The organism is Escherichia sp. WS1265, from assembly GCF_046487585.1.
GTDB classification, from domain to species: Bacteria; Pseudomonadota; Gammaproteobacteria; order Enterobacterales; family Enterobacteriaceae; genus Escherichia; species Escherichia coli.
Map to the genome: position 1 here is coordinate 238,610 of NZ_JBJQJE010000004.1, position 16,260 is coordinate 254,869.

The 16,260-nt window shown below is 50.4% G+C and carries 15 protein-coding genes; 7 read left to right on the forward strand and 8 right to left on the reverse strand.

What is annotated here, in order from left to right; all coding sequences use genetic code 11:
- Window positions 1–49 precede the first annotated feature (49 nt).
- The 3 genes from ACJHX3_RS06405 to pth form a co-directional block, all read right to left on the reverse strand.
- Complete coding sequence (locus ACJHX3_RS06405) at window positions 50–2,917, reverse strand: autotransporter outer membrane beta-barrel domain-containing protein (protein WP_410236129.1); 2,868 nt, start codon at window positions 2,915–2,917, stop codon at window positions 50–52.
- 844 nt (window positions 2,918–3,761) lie between these two features.
- The gene (ychF, locus tag ACJHX3_RS06410; protein ID WP_032257041.1) at window positions 3,762–4,853 is read right to left on the reverse strand and encodes a redox-regulated ATPase YchF; all 1,092 of its coding nucleotides are present in this window, start codon (window positions 4,851–4,853) and stop codon (window positions 3,762–3,764) included.
- A gap of 116 nt (window positions 4,854–4,969) precedes the next feature.
- Window positions 4,970–5,554: an aminoacyl-tRNA hydrolase gene (gene pth, locus ACJHX3_RS06415; RefSeq protein WP_000152933.1), complete on the reverse strand. Its 585-nt coding sequence runs from the start codon at window positions 5,552–5,554 to the stop codon at window positions 4,970–4,972.
- Between the two features lie 277 nt (window positions 5,555–5,831).
- On the opposite strand from pth, the gene ychH reads away from it, so the two are divergent.
- Complete coding sequence (gene ychH, locus ACJHX3_RS06420) at window positions 5,832–6,110, forward strand: stress-induced protein YchH (protein WP_000823885.1); 279 nt, start codon at window positions 5,832–5,834, stop codon at window positions 6,108–6,110.
- A 54-nt stretch (window positions 6,111–6,164) separates the two neighbouring features.
- Here ychH and dauA read toward each other — a convergent pair whose 3' ends face one another.
- From dauA to lolB, 4 genes are all read right to left on the reverse strand, one after another.
- Window positions 6,165–7,844 (reverse strand): C4-dicarboxylic acid transporter DauA, encoded by a 1,680-nt coding sequence (dauA, locus tag ACJHX3_RS06425; protein WP_072019460.1) that lies wholly within the window; start codon window positions 7,842–7,844, stop codon window positions 6,165–6,167.
- Window positions 7,845–7,968: 124 nt separating this feature from the next.
- Entirely contained in the window at window positions 7,969–8,916 is a 948-nt protein-coding gene (gene prs / locus ACJHX3_RS06430; RefSeq protein ID WP_001298109.1) for a ribose-phosphate diphosphokinase, read from the reverse strand.
- Between the two features lie 150 nt (window positions 8,917–9,066).
- The gene (gene ispE / locus ACJHX3_RS06435; protein WP_001260337.1) at window positions 9,067–9,918 is read right to left on the reverse strand and encodes a 4-(cytidine 5'-diphospho)-2-C-methyl-D-erythritol kinase; all 852 of its coding nucleotides are present in this window, start codon (window positions 9,916–9,918) and stop codon (window positions 9,067–9,069) included.
- The gene (lolB, locus tag ACJHX3_RS06440; RefSeq protein ID WP_083575817.1) at window positions 9,918–10,541 is read right to left on the reverse strand and encodes a lipoprotein insertase outer membrane protein LolB; all 624 of its coding nucleotides are present in this window, start codon (window positions 10,539–10,541) and stop codon (window positions 9,918–9,920) included. The genes ispE and lolB overlap by 1 nt, the downstream gene beginning before the upstream one ends.
- A 213-nt stretch (window positions 10,542–10,754) precedes the next feature.
- Here lolB and hemA point away from each other — a divergent pair, with 213 nt between their 5' ends.
- From hemA to kdsA, 6 genes are read left to right on the forward strand one after another with little or no spacing between them, the layout of a single operon-like run.
- Window positions 10,755–12,011, forward strand: coding sequence for a glutamyl-tRNA reductase (gene hemA / locus ACJHX3_RS06445; protein ID WP_094308259.1), 1,257 nt, complete (start codon window positions 10,755–10,757; stop codon window positions 12,009–12,011).
- A gap of 41 nt (window positions 12,012–12,052) precedes the next feature.
- Entirely contained in the window at window positions 12,053–13,135 is a 1,083-nt protein-coding gene (gene prfA, locus ACJHX3_RS06450; protein ID WP_000804726.1) for a peptide chain release factor 1, read from the forward strand.
- Window positions 13,135–13,968, forward strand: coding sequence for a peptide chain release factor N(5)-glutamine methyltransferase (gene prmC, locus ACJHX3_RS06455; protein WP_000456458.1), 834 nt, complete (start codon window positions 13,135–13,137; stop codon window positions 13,966–13,968). The genes prfA and prmC overlap by 1 nt, the downstream gene beginning before the upstream one ends.
- A complete protein-coding gene (gene sirB2 / locus ACJHX3_RS06460; RefSeq protein WP_000200378.1) occupies window positions 13,965–14,357 on the forward strand; it encodes an invasion regulator SirB2 in 393 nt (130 codons plus the stop codon). Before prmC ends, sirB2 begins: the two co-directional genes overlap by 4 nt.
- Window positions 14,358–14,360: 3 nt before the next feature.
- Window positions 14,361–15,170 (forward strand): invasion regulator SirB1, encoded by an 810-nt coding sequence (gene sirB1, locus ACJHX3_RS06465; protein ID WP_001257044.1) that lies wholly within the window; start codon window positions 14,361–14,363, stop codon window positions 15,168–15,170.
- Window positions 15,171–15,205: 35 nt separating this feature from the next.
- The gene (kdsA, locus tag ACJHX3_RS06470; RefSeq protein ID WP_000811065.1) at window positions 15,206–16,060 is read left to right on the forward strand and encodes a 3-deoxy-8-phosphooctulonate synthase; all 855 of its coding nucleotides are present in this window, start codon (window positions 15,206–15,208) and stop codon (window positions 16,058–16,060) included.
- 147 nt (window positions 16,061–16,207) lie between these two features.
- Here kdsA and ACJHX3_RS06475 read toward each other — a convergent pair.
- The coding region (locus ACJHX3_RS06475; protein ID WP_173676308.1) for a type I toxin-antitoxin system toxin Ldr family protein at window positions 16,208–16,260 on the reverse strand (53 nt) is incomplete at its 5' end.

Sequence of the window (16,260 nt, forward strand, 5' to 3'; positions counted from 1 at the left end):
CGCACGCTAACAATTTTCAGCATCGTTTAAGGGCTTGTCTATCCCGCACTTAAAAGCTGAAGCGATATCCTCCGTTGACTTGCTTCTGATCAAAGAGGTTACCCTGCGTGTAATCCGCTTCGAGATAGAATGTGTGCTGTTTGTTATACTGTGCACTGACTCCCACGCCGTTATTCCAGCCATTACCTTTGAAACTGTACTTCTCCCGGGAGTTGTTCAACAGATATTCGGTATCCCCTGAAAACTCGCGGATAGCGCCAGTCTTCACATAGACATTCAGCTGGCTGTGGCCTGCGGTGATGTCATATCCCAGTATCATGCTGGCACGCCCCAGCAGCGATTCGTAGTGATTCAGATGTATATTGAGACCATTACTCGCCTTCATAACCATCTCATTCTGGTGGCTGTATGTGAGCTGGGTTTGCGGCTCTAGATAGAACCCATAACCAGTAGGGGACAGGTTGAACCTCTGCCCGGCTTCCAGGGAGATACTCATTCCATTCGCAGTGCCGTTGGCGTTAACGCCGTTGTTCTGACTGTCCAGTACGTGGAAACTATTTTTCTGGCGTGATGCTTTTACAACGAGATCGCTGTAAAAACCGCTGTGTGCCATGTAACTGGCGTACATTCCCATGTAGTCTGAACGTGCGGTACCGTCGCCTCCGCTATAGTCCGGCGATGCATGTGTTGAGCCAATATACAGACCGACATACAACGGCATTACATCAGAGAGACGTTTATCCCCACCAAACTGGATACCGCTGTAACCCATGTCAAAGCCGCTCAGTTTGCCACTGGCAAAGGAGTCCAGGCTTCCCCCATAACTGCGCAACCAGATATTACCGTCTTTACTCTGATTTCGCAGGTCACCCATCCGTTGCATCAGCGTACGGTTTTCAACATAGTTCAATAAGTAACCGACATTGAGATAATTGCCGCCAGTATCTGCAGTCGTGGTGGGTTTAGGCGTGGGAGCGGGGGCAGGCGTAGGATCGGGGTTGACTATGGGGGGCTGAGCGGGAGCTGGTGTGGGCTCAGGATTAGGAGTCGGCTCCGGAACTGTCCCGGAAGCGTAGAGCTCCCAGTTAGTGCCATTTTTACGCACATCATACAGATATCCTCCCAACTCAACCTGAGAAGACGCGCTGAACGAGGCCGTGCCGTCAGTGGTTTTTACCACTGTCAGAACTTCATTTCCCGTTGTGGCCTCGCTGCCCTGGTTACGGATAGCCAATACGTGATTACCAGCACTACTCCCGCTGATATTCAATAAATCCCCTTTATTATTAACGCCATTACCCTCGCCAACAACATCAGCACGCATAATAAAGGTACTGTTACCGCTCAGGTTCTCTACGTTTAATGTGGTAAATGTGCCGGCAGTTGACCCGTGGCTGGCAAAATCGACAGTTGAATGGCTCAGCGCCAGCGTGTCGAGATTAGAATTACTTGTTACGTTCCAGACGCTGTTATTCATTGCAACGTCCAGTTTCCCGCCATTGACATTATCGCTGAGGGAGGAACCTGTCCAAACCGACCCAGGGTGCATATCCAGATTGATTAGCCCACCTTTGGAGAGAACGCTACCGTTGATAAGCATACGACCCGAAGCGTTGATGCGGCTGGCAGCATAACCATCGTCATGTTGCGTTGCGATGGCCATCTGGTCGGGTGTACTCATATCAATGACCAGAGCGCTCGTGAGATCGATCTGGCTGTTGGTCATGGCATAAATTCCCCTGGCTCCTGCCGCGCCGGTGATAGCCAAACTGTCTCCGGTTATTCTACCGCCGCTGAGCGCCCACAAACCCAGCGCCAGACTGCCATTACGATCAACCGTAATATCGGTATTTTGCATGTTGATAACAGCCGTTGCCGTCTGGGCTGAGGCACCATAAGAACCGCTGGAAAAGATGCTGTTTCGTTGCGCTGCCGTGCCAGAAAAATTGATTGTCGCGTCTGAACCACTGGTTACGAGGCCACCGCCCTGCGCGGAAGAAATATGGCTATCAGCACCGATAGTGGTTGTACCACCACGAACTTCGACGCCATTTGCCGCGGCTCCAGTTACATCAACAGTGAGTGCATTCGCGCTCACCTGGCCAAAGCTCCAGAGGCCGTGTGCATTATCGCCATTGGTTTTAATGGAACTGTTTGTTCCGAGATCGACAAAAGAGTTTTTCTGTACGTTTATTCCCATGGCGCTGTAGCCCTGAACATCGATTGTCAGGTCTGTCGCCGTAAAACGCGCAGCACCATTGGCGTTATTGCCGTTGAGACCACCGATATAAACACCTGTACTTCCATCGGTCTTGATTTTACTTCCGCTTCCAAGATCGACACTGGTGCCATAGTCATTGATGGTTAGGCCTATACCGTTCGAGTTTTCAATGGTGAATTGAGTGGCTGTTAGTGTTGAGCTATGTCCAATAATGATGCCGTCATCGTTACTCTTAATGGTGCTGCCTGTGCCTAAGTCAGCATGGGTATAGTCACCAATTAAATTAATGCCGATGGCAGAGGTTTGACCAACAACATCTACTGTAAGTCGGTTAGCTGTCAGGGAGCTGTTCTTGCCCTGAATAACGATTCCCTTTGCATATCCAGAGGCGTCGTTGACATTGACGGTGACATCATTACCCAGGTTGATATTGCCAGGCGTGTTTCCTGCTGGGGTCATTACGCCATAGAGGTTTCCTGATGGATCGGCGGTATCTCCTGTAATTCTGTCACCATCACTAATAGTAATATTGGTGCCATTTTGACTTCCTAAATCAGCAGCTATCAGCAGGGGGGAAAAGATAATTGCATTCAAACCAATAGCGCCATATTTTATCAGTTGAATGGAGGGCGAACGGATTTTTAATTCAGCGAGACGATCGGCTTTGGTATTCCCATTGTGTTGTTTGATGCCCATACCACTCCTATATAGTACCCAGGCTATGGGTCTATGGATTTTGTCATTTTGTTTAAGTCAATGAATAATATCCTCTTATCATCATGATATTTGTATGGTGCAATCATGATGAGCTGCTCTGAGAATAATTCTCTATTACCGGGCAAAATCAGGAACACAGGAATTAATATATATTTAACATCCTCCTTACAAAGGTGAGTTTAGATCGAGTTATTCCCTAAGTTGTCGTTACTTATTCCAAATCGTTACTATGAATATGACAAAAACATTACAACAAACAGCGGTTAAATAATTTGGTGAATATTTTTGGTAATAATCCTAATTAGTTATGGGATTTTCGCTTGATGTATCTGCATAACAAAAACAATATGAGCCATTTTTGCATTACTAATAAGAAAAAGCAAAAAACATCGATATTCATTTTTGATCAATGGATTTTCTGGCTTATCGTTATTATCGTGCTACTGGTTATCATTTTCATCTTGCCAGGATCGCACGTAATCACGTTATTCGGGGGCTTTATCTGCTGAATATTGCCCTTCAGGCAAGTCCTTTTCTCGCCAGCATATTGGAGCGTGATCAATATTGATCAGCTGTAAAAGGTGTCTGATGTGCTGTGGAACACAAACTTACGTTATCTCATTGCTAATGAGATATCCCTCATCTGAACACTTATGTCTTTAATTATTCTGGTGGTTCACTATAGGCAATAAGCACAAAAGTGTAGGATGTTATAAGAATGGTTAGGACTCGGTAAAATGAAAAATCCACGCAATTGCGTGGATTTTATATACTTTTGCGCTCTTCATGAGATTTAGCGAAACCTCATGAGACAACAAATTAATTAGACATTGAACAGGAAGTTCATTACATCGCCATCTTTAACGATGTAATCTTTGCCTTCTGCACGCATTTTGCCTGCTTCTTTCGCGCCTTGTTCACCTTTGTAAGTGATGAAATCTTCAAACGAGATGGTTTGTGCACGGATAAAGCCTTTTTCAAAATCAGTATGGATTTTGCCAGCGGCCTGCGGCGCGGTTGCACCAACCGGAATGGTCCATGCACGTACTTCTTTCACCCCAGCGGTGAAGTAAGTTTGCAGGTTCAGCAGCTTATAACCGGCACGGATCACACGGTTCAGGCCCGGCTCTTCCAGCCCAAGCTCCTGCATAAACTCGTCACGTTCTTCGTCGTCCAGTTCGGCAATGTCTGCTTCAACAGCAGCACAAACCGGAACCACAACAGAACCTTCTTTCGCCGCGATTTCACGCACCTGGTCAAGATACGGGTTGTTTTCAAAACCGTCTTCGTTGACGTTGGCGATGTACATTGTTGGTTTCAGCGTCAGGAAGCTCAGGTAACGAATAGCCGCTTTCTCTTCAGCGCTTAAATCCAGCGCGCGCAGCATACCTGCGTTTTCCAGCTGCGGCAGGAATTTTTCCAGTACCGCCAGCTCGGCTTTCGCGTCTTTATCGCCACCTTTGGCTTTCTTCTGTACGCGATGAATCGCACGTTCGCAGGTGTCGAGGTCCGCCAGCGCCAGTTCGGTGTTGATAACTTCAATATCATCCGCCGGGTTAACTTTGCCGGAAACGTGAATGATGTTGTCATTTTCAAAGCAGCGAACAACGTGACCGATCGCTTCAGTTTCACGGATGTTGGTCAGGAACTGGTTACCCAGACCTTCGCCTTTCGATGCGCCTTTTACCAGACCGGCGATATCGACAAATTCCATGGTCGTGGGAAGCGTACGCTGCGGTTTTACGATTTCAGCCAGTTGATCCAGGCGAGGGTCAGGCATTGGTACGACGCCTGTGTTCGGCTCGATGGTGCAGAATGGAAAGTTGGCCGCTTCAATACCGGCTTTGGTCAGCGCGTTGAACAGGGTAGATTTCCCGACGTTGGGCAAACCGACGATACCGCATTTGAATCCCATGATTTAAATCACCTTAATATCTTAATAATCAACCTGTTATTGCTAACAGATTGCAGAAATGGAAATAACTTTGCCTATTATACACGGCACTCGGCAAAAATGCCGCAGACAACGACTTATTGCGCTTTAAAGGCGTGCAATCGGTTCGTTGCCTTGGTCAAGCCATCTGTAAACCACATTTCAGTACAACGCGCCGCTTCGTCGATGGCTTCATCAATTAACTTCTGTTCACTAACAGGCGGTTTGCCTAATACAAAACCAACAACTTTATTTTTATCGCCCGGATGACCGATTCCGATGCGTAAACGGTGAAAGTTAGGGTTATTACCCAATTTACTGATGATGTCTTTAAGTCCATTGTGACCACCATGGCCACCGCCCAACTTAAATTTGGCGACGCCAGGAGGCAGATCCAGTTCGTCGTGGGCCACCAGAATTTCGTCCGGATTAATACGGAAAAAACTGGCCATCGCCGCAACGGCTTTGCCGCTGAGATTCATAAATGTAGTCGGGACTAACAGGCGGACATCTTCGCCTCCAAGGGTGACTCGCGAAGTATAACCAAAGAATTTAGCCTCTTCGCGCAGCGGAGCGCGCAATCGCTCTGCCAGTAAGTCAACGAACCAGGCACCAGCATTATGTCGCGTTGCGGCGTATTCAGCGCCGGGGTTCGCCAGGCCGACAATCAATTTAATCGTCACGTTTTTTTGTCCTGAGTGTGTACATAACTGGCGCGTAGTTTACTGGTTGCGGCCCCGCTTGACAAAAAACTGCGTATCAAATGCAGATAACGCAATAATTGCCTGAGTGGACTATTAGAAAGTCAAGGTGTTCAGGCGTTTATTTGTAAAGTTTTGTTGAAATAAGGGTTGTAATTGTGATCACGCCCGCACATAACCCACAGGGTGTTGTCTATACTTTACACATAAGGAAGAGGGGTATTCCCTGTTACAACCCAGAAAGTTCCGGAGGTGACATATGAAACGCAAAAACGCTTCGTTACTCGGTAACGTGCTCATGGGGTTGGGGCTGGTGGTAATGGTGGTCGGCGTGGGGTATTCAATCCTCAACCAGTTACCACAGTTTAATATGCCCCAGTATTTCGCACATGGTGCAGTGCTAAGTATTTTCGTCGGTGCCATTCTCTGGCTGGCGGGTGCCCGTGTTGGCGGGCATGAACAGGTGTGCGACCGTTACTGGTGGGTTCGCCACTATGACAAACGTTGCCGCCGTAGCGATAATCGCCGTCATAGCTAACAAATAATGCAGTTTGCTGACCAGTCAGTTTGCACTGACTGGTCAATCTCGTACTTATAAATCCGCCATCGCCGCGCGACGATTCGGGAAGAAAGCAAGGCGGCCCGGGATCGGTTGAATGCCTGCGCGAGCCATAGTGCGCAGTGGCTGGAATTCCAGGTTGCACACGCGCAGTTCACATCCTTCGGGCAGACGCTTCACAAAACGCTGGAACGCATCAAGACCACCAGCATCAAGTACCGGAACGGCATCCCACTTCAGAATCACAATCCGTTTGCCTTCAAGACGTGACTCCAGGTCCGTGAATAAGCCTTCAGCAGCAGCAAAAAACAGCGGGCCAATAACGCGCAGAACCAGGACATCGTCTGGAACATCTACGACTACCGGTGCCAGGCGAGTCATACGTGCGATACGACGCATAAACAGCAGCGATGCCAGCACGATCCCCACGCTGATGGCAATAACCATATCAAACAGCACGGTCAGCGACATGCACAGCAGCATGACAATGATGTCATCTTTCGGTGCATGACGCAGCAAGTCGACCACTTTATGCGCTTCACTCATGTTCCACGCCACCATCAACAGCAGGGCTGCCATAGCGGAAAGCGGCAGCCAGGAGAGCAGCGGTGCCAGTACCAGCAGGGCAAGAATAACCAGAATAGAGTGGACCACCGCCGAGATAGGGGACGTTGCCCCGGCACGGACGTTAGCGGCAGAACGCGCGATGGCAGCTGTAGCGGTAATACCACCAAAGAACGGAGCGATAATATTCCCCAGCCCCTGTCCAACCAGTTCGCTATTCGCCTTGTGTTTTGTCCCGGTCATACCATCCAGCACCACGGCGCAGAGCAGAGATTCGATTGCGCCGAGCATTGCCATTGAGAATGCCGCAGGCAGCAGTGTGCGAATAGAATCCCAGGTTAGCGTGAATTCTGAATTGGGCAGGTCCCACGGCAGCACCAGTTGTGGCAGCAATTGCGGAATACCGTTACCCTGAGAACCATCGGCCAGAACGTAGTGGAACTGCGAACCGATGGTAGCAACATGTCCGCCGAGCAGGTTAACAATCCCCATCACCGCGCAACCAGCCAGCAAGGCCGGAAGGTGACCAGGCAAACGAATGCCCAGACGCGGCCAGAAAACCAGAATGCCAAGCGTCACAATGCCAATGGCAGCATCACCCACATTAATGGTCGGCAACGCCATAAATAATGCGCCGACTTTTTGTAGATAATGCTCCGGGACATGGGCCATTTGCAGACCGAGAAAATCTTTAATCTGCATGGTACCGATGGTGATCCCGATACCCGAGGTGAAACCTAAGGTCACGGAAACCGGAATATATTCAATCAAGCGTCCAAAACGTGCCAGCCCCATCAGAATCAAAAAGATCCCCGACAGCAAGGTCGCAACCAGCAGTCCTGCCAGTCCAAACTGTTGCGAAACGGGATAGAGAATTACCACAAATGCCGCAGTCGGACCGGAAACGCTAAAGCGTGACCCACCCGTCAGAGCAATGACAATCCCCGCAACAGCTGCGGTATATAAACCGTACTGGGGTGCCACACCACTACCAATAGCCAACGCCATTGCCAGCGGGATAGCAATAATCCCGACGGTTATCCCGGCAATCAGGTCACGGGTAAACCGTGCGGCAGTATATTTTTCTTTCCAGCAAGCGTCGATCAGAGCGCGGAAAGGCATCACATGTGAGGAAAATATTTTGTTCACAATAATGTTTCATCCGTGAGCGCATCATCTGTCAACTAAATGGCAGGTGAAGGAGGCATAGGTCATACAAATGGATATTACAGACAAAAAAACCCGCCGCAGCGGGTCTTTGAGCCGGGTTCGATTAGTGTTCGAACATGGCAGAGATCGATTCTTCGTTGCTGATACGACGAATCGCTTCGGCCAGCATACCTGACAGGGTCAGAGTACGCACGTTCGGCAGTGATTTGATTTCATCGCTCAGCGGAATGGTATCGCAGACAACGACTTCATCAATTACAGAGTTACGCAGGTTGTTCGCCGCGTTGCCAGAGAAGATCGGGTGAGTCGCGTACGCAAATACACGTTTAGCACCACGTTCTTTCAGAGCTTCAGCAGCTTTACACAGCGTACCGCCAGTATCGATCATATCATCGACCAGTACGCAGTCACGACCTGCAACGTCACCGATGATATGCATCACCTGGGAAACGTTCGCACGCGGACGACGTTTGTCGATGATTGCCATATCGGTATCGTTCAGCAGCTTAGCGATAGCGCGGGCACGCACAACGCCGCCGATGTCCGGAGAAACCACAATAGGGTTATCCAGATTCAGCTGCAGCATGTCTTCCAGCAGGATCGGGCTACCAAATACGTTATCAACCGGAACGTCGAAGAAACCCTGAATCTGTTCAGCGTGCAGATCCACTGTCAGCACACGGTCAACACCGACGCTGGAGAGGAAGTCTGCAACCACTTTCGCAGTGATTGGTACACGAGCGGAACGGACGCGACGGTCCTGGCGCGCATAGCCAAAGTAGGGGATAACAGCGGTGATACGACCTGCGGAAGCACGACGCAGGGCATCAACCATAACGACTAATTCCATCAGGTTGTCGTTAGTAGGGGCACAAGTGGACTGGATGATGAAAATATCACCACCGCGTACATTTTCGTTAATTTGTACGCTGACTTCGCCGTCGCTAAAGCGACCTACAGCGGCGTCGCCGAGTGAAGTGTACAGGCGGTTGGCAATACGTTGTGCTAGTTCCGGGGTGGCGTTACCAGCAAAAAGCTTCATATCAGGCACGAGAAGAACCTCAGGCATGCGTCCATTGGTGGAAAGAATCTGCCGAAAACTGTGCGGGCCAGGCATGATTCTTTCCAGGCGGTGTATTAAAGAGCGCGATGCAACGTCTGGAACAAGGTGACGTTGTCACCGAAACTCAGCTTGCCCGGCTTAAAGCATGGCTCTGTGCAATGGGGAAAGATTAACGCCTTTCGCCACAAAGCCATTGAGCCATTCCGGGGCTTGCTCTAGCACCTGGCGGGCTTCAGACTCTGTATCAAATTCAGCAAAGACACAGGCCCCTGTCCCAGTCAGGCGCGACGGGGCGTATTCTAACAGCCAGGAAAGCACCGCATCAACCTCGCGAAAACGTTTTCTTGCGATAACCTCGCAATCATTGCTGAATTCACATTTTAGCAACGTTTCTATTGACCTTTTTGGCGTATTGCGCGGGAGTTCAGGATCTTTAAAAATCACCGGTGTCGGAATACTTACACTAGGGTGCGCCACCAGATACCACTTCTCTGGCGGATCCACCGGCGTTAGTATTTCACCAACGCCTTCGGCAAACGCGGCATGCCCCCGAACAAAGACAGGAACATCTGCGCCCAGCGTCAGTCCCATTTCCGCCAGCTCATCCATGCTTAGCCCGCATTGCCAGAGATGATTTAATGCCACCAGGACCGTCGCGGCATTGGATGAACCACCGCCGAGACCGCCGCCCATCGGCAAACGCTTATCAATGCTGATATTCGCACCGCTTCCCGTCGGAAGACGCCCGCTGTCTGCCGCAGTTTTCATCAACAACCGCGCTGCACGAACGATCAGGTTATCTTCATGTTCCACGCCTTCAACGGGCGTTAACAGACGAATATCCCCATCGTCACGAAGCTCAATGCTGATGGTGTCGCCGTAATCAAGAAACTGAAACAGCGTTTGCAGCGTGTGGTAACCATCCGCACGCTGACCGGTAATGTATAAAAACAGATTAAGTTTTGCCGGAGAGGGCCACTGTGTCCGCATTATTTCACTATCCAGTTATCCATTTTTAACTTGATGCGTTGACCACCGTCGGTGAGTTCCATATTGGCTGGCATCGCAGGTTGAGTTTTTGTGTCATAACCACCGTAAACAACTTTCCAGTTTTTGCCATTCTGGCTGTAGGTGATTTCGCTCAGGCGGTACTGGTCGTCCAGTTTGTAGTCGGTTGCATCACCCGGTAAACCTAAAATCCACTGGCGCAAACTGTTGAGCGGAATCGGCATTCCGGTCAATTTGCCAATCATCTCTTCGGCGTCATCGGCGGTATAACGCTGACCTTTATTGTCGACTAACTGCACGTTACCCGGTTGAGCATTCAGCTCCAGTTCCGTGCTGCCCAATGGGTTAGTCAGCAGCAGACGGTAGCGATCCTGGCCGGTTTGCTGCCAGAAGAAACGGGCGTACACTTTTTGTTGGTCAGAAATATAAGCGAACGCGCCGCGAGTTTGATACTGATTAAGATTGCGCACGTCTTGCTGATGCTGACGCCATTGTGGCGAATCCGGGCTTTTGCCAGGACCTTTGGGCGTGGTAACGGAACAGGCAGTGAGCGCAAGAGCAGCCAGCGGTAGTAGGCGGATAAGACGAAAATCGGGCAGGGGCATAGTGATGACAAGTCCTTGAGATACGTTGCAGTTATAACCCTTAATGCTAGCGTTACCGTCCGCTATCGTCTATGTTCAAGTTGTCTTAATTGCCAGAATCTAACGGCTTTCGGCAATTACTCCAAAAGGGGGCGCTCTCTTTTATTGATCTTACGCATCCTGTATGATGCAAGCAGACTAACCCTATCAACGTTGGTATTATTTCCCGCAGACATGACCCTTTTAGCACTCGGTATCAACCATAAAACGGCACCTGTATCGCTGCGAGAACGTGTATCGTTTTCGCCGGATAAGCTCGATCAGGCGCTTGACAGCCTGCTTGCGCAGCCGATGGTGCAGGGCGGCGTGGTGCTGTCGACGTGCAATCGCACGGAACTTTATCTTAGCGTTGAAGAGCAGGATAACCTGCAAGAGGCGTTAATCCGCTGGCTTTGCGATTATCACAATCTTAATGAAGAAGACCTGCGCAAAAGCCTCTACTGGCATCAGGATAACGACGCGGTTAGCCATTTAATGCGTGTTGCCAGCGGCCTGGATTCACTGATTCTGGGGGAGCCGCAGATCCTCGGTCAGGTTAAAAAAGCGTTTGCCGATTCGCAAAAAGGCCATATGAAGGCCAGCGAACTGGAACGCATGTTTCAGAAATCTTTCTCTGTAGCGAAACGTGTTCGCACTGAAACAGATATCGGTGCCAGCGCTGTTTCTGTCGCTTTTGCGGCTTGTACGCTGGCGCGGCAGATCTTTGAATCGCTCTCTACGGTGACGGTACTGCTGGTGGGTGCGGGCGAAACCATCGAGCTGGTGGCGCGTCATCTGCGCGAACACAAAGTACAGAAGATGATTATCGCCAACCGCACTCGCGAACGTGCCCAAATTCTGGCAGATGAAGTCGGCGCGGAAGTGATTGCCCTGAGCGATATCGACGAGCGTCTGCGCGAAGCCGATATCATCATTAGTTCAACTGCAAGCCCGTTACCGATTATCGGTAAAGGCATGGTGGAGCGGGCATTAAAAAGCCGTCGCAACCAACCAATGCTGTTGGTGGATATTGCCGTTCCGCGCGATGTTGAGCCGGAAGTTGGCAAACTGGCGAATGCTTATCTTTATAGCGTTGATGATCTGCAAAGCATCATTTCGCACAACCTGGCGCAGCGTAAAGCCGCAGCGGTTGAGGCGGAAACTATTGTCGCTCAGGAAACCAGCGAATTTATGGCGTGGCTGCGTGCACAAAGCGCCAGCGAAACTATTCGCGAGTATCGCAGCCAGGCAGAGCAAGTTCGCGATGAGTTAACCACTAAAGCGTTAGCGGCCCTTGAACAGGGCGGCGACGCACAAGCCATTATGCAGGATCTGGCATGGAAACTGACTAACCGCTTGATCCATGCGCCAACGAAATCACTTCAACAGGCCGCCCGTGACGGGGATAACGAACGCCTGAATATTCTGCGCGACAGCCTCGGGCTGGAGTAGCAGTACATCATTTTCTTTTTTTACAGGGTGCATTTACGCCTATGAAGCCTTCTATCGTTGCCAAACTGGAAGCCCTGCATGAACGCCATGAAGAAGTTCAGGCGTTGCTGGGTGACGCGCAAACTATCGCCGACCAGGAACGTTTTCGCGCATTATCACGCGAATATGCGCAGTTAAGTGATGTTTCGCGCTGTTTTACCGACTGGCAACAGGTTCAGGAAGATATCGAAACCGCACAGATGATGCTCGACGATCCTGAAATGCGTGAGATGGCGCAGGATGAACTGCGCGAAGCTAAAGAAAAAAGCGAGCAACTGGAACAGCAATTACAGGTTCTGTTACTACCAAAAGATCCTGATGACGAACGTAACGCCTTCCTCGAAGTCCGTGCCGGAACCGGCGGCGACGAAGCGGCGCTCTTCGCTGGCGATCTGTTCCGTATGTACAGCCGTTACGCCGAAGCCCGCCGCTGGCGTGTAGAAATCATGAGCGCCAGCGAGGGTGAACATGGTGGTTATAAAGAGATCATCGCCAAAATTAGCGGTGATGGTGTATATGGTCGTTTGAAATTCGAATCTGGCGGTCATCGCGTGCAACGTGTTCCTGCTACGGAATCGCAGGGGCGTATTCATACTTCTGCTTGTACCGTTGCGGTAATGCCAGAACTGCCTGACGCAGAACTGCCGGACATCAACCCGGCAGATTTACGCATTGATACTTTCCGCTCGTCAGGGGCGGGTGGTCAGCACGTTAACACCACCGATTCGGCAATTCGTATTACTCACTTGCCGACCGGGATTGTTGTTGAATGTCAGGACGAACGTTCACAACATAAAAACAAAGCTAAAGCACTTTCTGTACTCGGTGCTCGCATCCACGCTGCAGAAATGGCAAAACGGCAACAGGCCGAAGCGTCTACCCGTCGTAACCTGCTGGGGAGTGGCGATCGCAGCGACCGTAACCGTACTTACAACTTCCCGCAGGGGCGCGTTACCGATCACCGCATCAACCTGACGCTCTACCGCCTGGATGAAGTGATGGAAGGTAAGCTGGATATGCTGATTGAACCGATTATCCAGGAACATCAGGCCGACCAACTGGCGGCGTTGTCCGAGCAGGAATAATGGAATATCAACACTGGTTACGTGAAGCAATAAGCCAACTTCAGGCGAGCGAAAGCCCGCGGCGTGATGCTGAAATCCTGCTGGAGCATGTTACCGGCAAAGGGCGTACTTTTATTCTCGCCTTTGGTGAAACGCAGCTGACTGACGAACAATGTCAGCAACTTGATGCGCTACTGACGCGTCGTCGCGATGGTGAACCTATTGCTCATTTAACCGGGGTGCGAGAATTCTGGTCGTTGCCGTTATTTGTTTCGCCAGCGACCTTAATTCCGCGCCCGGATACGGAGTGTCTGGTGGAGCAGGCACTGGCGCGGTTGCCTGAACAACCTTGCCGTATTCTCGATCTCGGGACGGGTACCGGGGCGATTGCGCTGGCGCTGGCTAGCGAGCGCCCGGACTGCGAAATTACCGCTGTAGATCGTATGCCCGATGCTGTCTCTCTGGCGCAACGTAATGCCCAGAATCTGGCGATCAAAAACATCCATATTCTGCAAAGCGACTGGTTTAGCGCGCTAGCCGGGCAGCAGTTTGCGATGATTGTCAGTAATCCTCCGTATATTGACGAGCAGGACCCACATCTTCAACAAGGCGATGTTCGCTTTGAGCCGCTCACTGCGCTGGTTGCGGCAGACAGTGGAATGGCAGACATCGTGCATATCATCGAACAGTCGCGTAACGCGCTGGTATCCGGCGGCTTTCTGCTTCTGGAACATGGTTGGCAGCAGGGCGAAGCGGTGCGACAGGCATTTATCCACGCGGGATATCATGACGTCGAAACCTGTCGGGACTATGGTGATAACGAGCGCGTAACGCTCGGCCGCTATTATCAATGACAAGTTTTTCTACACTGCTTAGCGTTCATCTCATTAGCATTGCGCTTTCTGTAGGGCTATTAACCTTACGTTTCTGGCTACGTTATCAGAAGCATCCACAGGCATTTGCTCGTTGGACGCGCATTGTGCCGCCGGTTGTCGATACGGTGTTATTGTTAAGCGGCATTGCGTTGATGGCTAAAGCGCACATCCTGCCATTTTCCGGGCAGGCACAGTGGCTGACTGAAAAGCTGTTTGGAGTTATCATTTATATCGTTTTGGGTTTTATTGCACTCGATTATCGTCGTATGCACAGTCAGCAGGCGCGCATTATTGCCTTCCCGCTGGCGTTGGTGGTGCTGTACATCATCATTAAACTCGCCACCACAAAAGTACCGTTACTGGGGTAAGTCATGAGATCGTTAGCTGATTTCGAATTTAATAAAGCGCCATTGTGCGAAGGCATGATCCTGGCTTGCGAAGCAATCCGCCGCGATTTTCCCTCGCAAGATGTTTACGACGAACTGGAGCGTCTCGTTAGTCTGGCGAAGGAAGAAATCAGCCAGCTTCTGCCTTTAGAAGAGCAGCTGGAAAAACTGATCGCGCTGTTTTACGGCGACTGGGGATTTAAAGCCTCACGCGGCGTTTATCGTCTTTCCGATGCATTATGGCTGGACCAGGTGTTAAAGAATCGACAGGGCAGTGCGGTATCATTAGGTGCCGTTTTATTATGGGTCGCGAATCGTCTCGATTTGCCGCTATTGCCGGTGATTTTCCCGACGCAGCTGATATTGCGCATTGAATGTCCGGATGGCGAAATTTGGCTGATTAATCCTTTTAACGGTGAATCGTTAAGCGAACATATGCTGGACGTATGGTTAAAGGGAAATATCAGCCCGTCGGCGGAACTGTTTTATGAAGACCTTGATGAAGCTGATAACATTGAGGTAATCCGCAAATTGCTGGATACACTCAAAGCTTCATTGATGGAAGAAAATCAGATGGAGCTGGCGTTACGCACCAGCGAAGCTTTATTACAATTCAACCCGGAAGATCCCTATGAAATTCGCGATCGCGGTTTGATTTATGCGCAACTGGATTGCGAACACGTTGCGTTGAACGATTTAAGTTATTTCGTTGAACAGTGTCCGGAAGACCCGATCAGCGAAATGATCCGTGCGCAAATAAATAACATCGCGCATAAACATATTGTGCTGCATTAATTAATCGACATTTTACTCAAGATTAAGGCGATCCTATGAAACAAAAAGTGGTTAGCATTGGCGACATCAACGTAGCAAATGACCTGCCGTTCGTACTGTTTGGCGGTATGAACGTGCTGGAATCTCGCGATCTGGCGATGCGCATTTGCGAGCACTACGTAACCGTGACCCAGAAACTGGGTATCCCTTACGTGTTCAAAGCCTCTTTTGACAAAGCCAACCGCTCCTCCATCCACTCTTATCGTGGACCGGGCCTGGAAGAAGGGATGAAAATCTTCCAGGAGTTGAAGCAGACTTTTGGCGTGAAAATTATCACCGACGTTCACGAACCAAGCCAGGCTCAGCCCGTTGCTGATGTTGTGGATGTGATTCAGTTGCCGGCGTTTCTTGCTCGCCAGACTGACCTGGTTGAAGCCATGGCGAAAACCGGTGCGGTAATTAACGTCAAGAAACCGCAGTTTGTCAGCCCGGGACAGATGGGTAATATCGTTGATAAATTCAAAGAAGGCGGCAACGAAAAAGTGATTCTTTGCGATCGCGGTGCTAACTTCGGCTATGACAACCTGGTTGTTGATATGCTGGGCTTCAGCATCATGAAGAAAGTGTCTGGTAATTCACCGGTGATTTTCGACGTTACCCACGCACTGCAATGCCGCGATCCGTTTGGCGCAGCTTCCGGCGGTCGTCGCGCCCAGGTTGCTGAGCTGGCACGTGCCGGTATGGCGGTAGGTCTGGCGGGGCTGTTTATTGAAGCGCATCCGGATCCGGAACATGCGAAATGTGATGGTCCATCCGCGCTGCCGCTGGCTAAACTGGAACCGTTCCTCAAGCAGATGAAAGCGATTGATGATCTGGTGAAAGGTTTCGAAGAACTGGATACCAGCAAGTAATCTTTTTTGCTTGAAAACTAAAGCCTTAGCGTTCTGCGTTAAGGCTTTTTTCATGGGGCCGGATACAAAAAAGGCCGCAGGCTGTTACTCCTGCGGCCGGTTTCGGGCGCATATTGCCATCACGGCAGCCTGACGCCCGTTTTCACCTTACTTCCGGTTACGCCACCAGCTGACAATCGCTGCGGTAATAATTCCCGCCA

What these genes read in the sequence shown, in the direction of transcription:
- ispE (WP_001260337.1), bottom strand. Translation starts at nt 9,918, where the DNA reads ATGCGGACACAGTGGCCCTCTCCGGCAAAACTTAATCTGTTTTTATAC.
- ychH (WP_000823885.1), top strand. Translation starts at nt 5,832, where the DNA reads ATGAAACGCAAAAACGCTTCGTTACTCGGTAACGTGCTCATGGGGTTG.
- ACJHX3_RS06405 (WP_410236129.1), bottom strand. Translation starts at nt 2,917, where the DNA reads ATGGGCATCAAACAACACAATGGGAATACCAAAGCCGATCGTCTCGCT.
- hemA (WP_094308259.1), top strand. Translation starts at nt 10,755, where the DNA reads ATGACCCTTTTAGCACTCGGTATCAACCATAAAACGGCACCTGTATCG.
- prfA (WP_000804726.1), top strand. Translation starts at nt 12,053, where the DNA reads ATGAAGCCTTCTATCGTTGCCAAACTGGAAGCCCTGCATGAACGCCAT.
- sirB2 (WP_000200378.1), top strand. Translation starts at nt 13,965, where the DNA reads ATGACAAGTTTTTCTACACTGCTTAGCGTTCATCTCATTAGCATTGCG.
- prmC (WP_000456458.1), top strand. Translation starts at nt 13,135, where the DNA reads ATGGAATATCAACACTGGTTACGTGAAGCAATAAGCCAACTTCAGGCG.
- ychF (WP_032257041.1), bottom strand. Translation starts at nt 4,853, where the DNA reads ATGGGATTCAAATGCGGTATCGTCGGTTTGCCCAACGTCGGGAAATCT.
- kdsA (WP_000811065.1), top strand. Translation starts at nt 15,206, where the DNA reads ATGAAACAAAAAGTGGTTAGCATTGGCGACATCAACGTAGCAAATGAC.
- lolB (WP_083575817.1), bottom strand. Translation starts at nt 10,541, where the DNA reads ATGCCCCTGCCCGATTTTCGTCTTATCCGCCTACTACCGCTGGCTGCT.
- sirB1 (WP_001257044.1), top strand. Translation starts at nt 14,361, where the DNA reads ATGAGATCGTTAGCTGATTTCGAATTTAATAAAGCGCCATTGTGCGAA.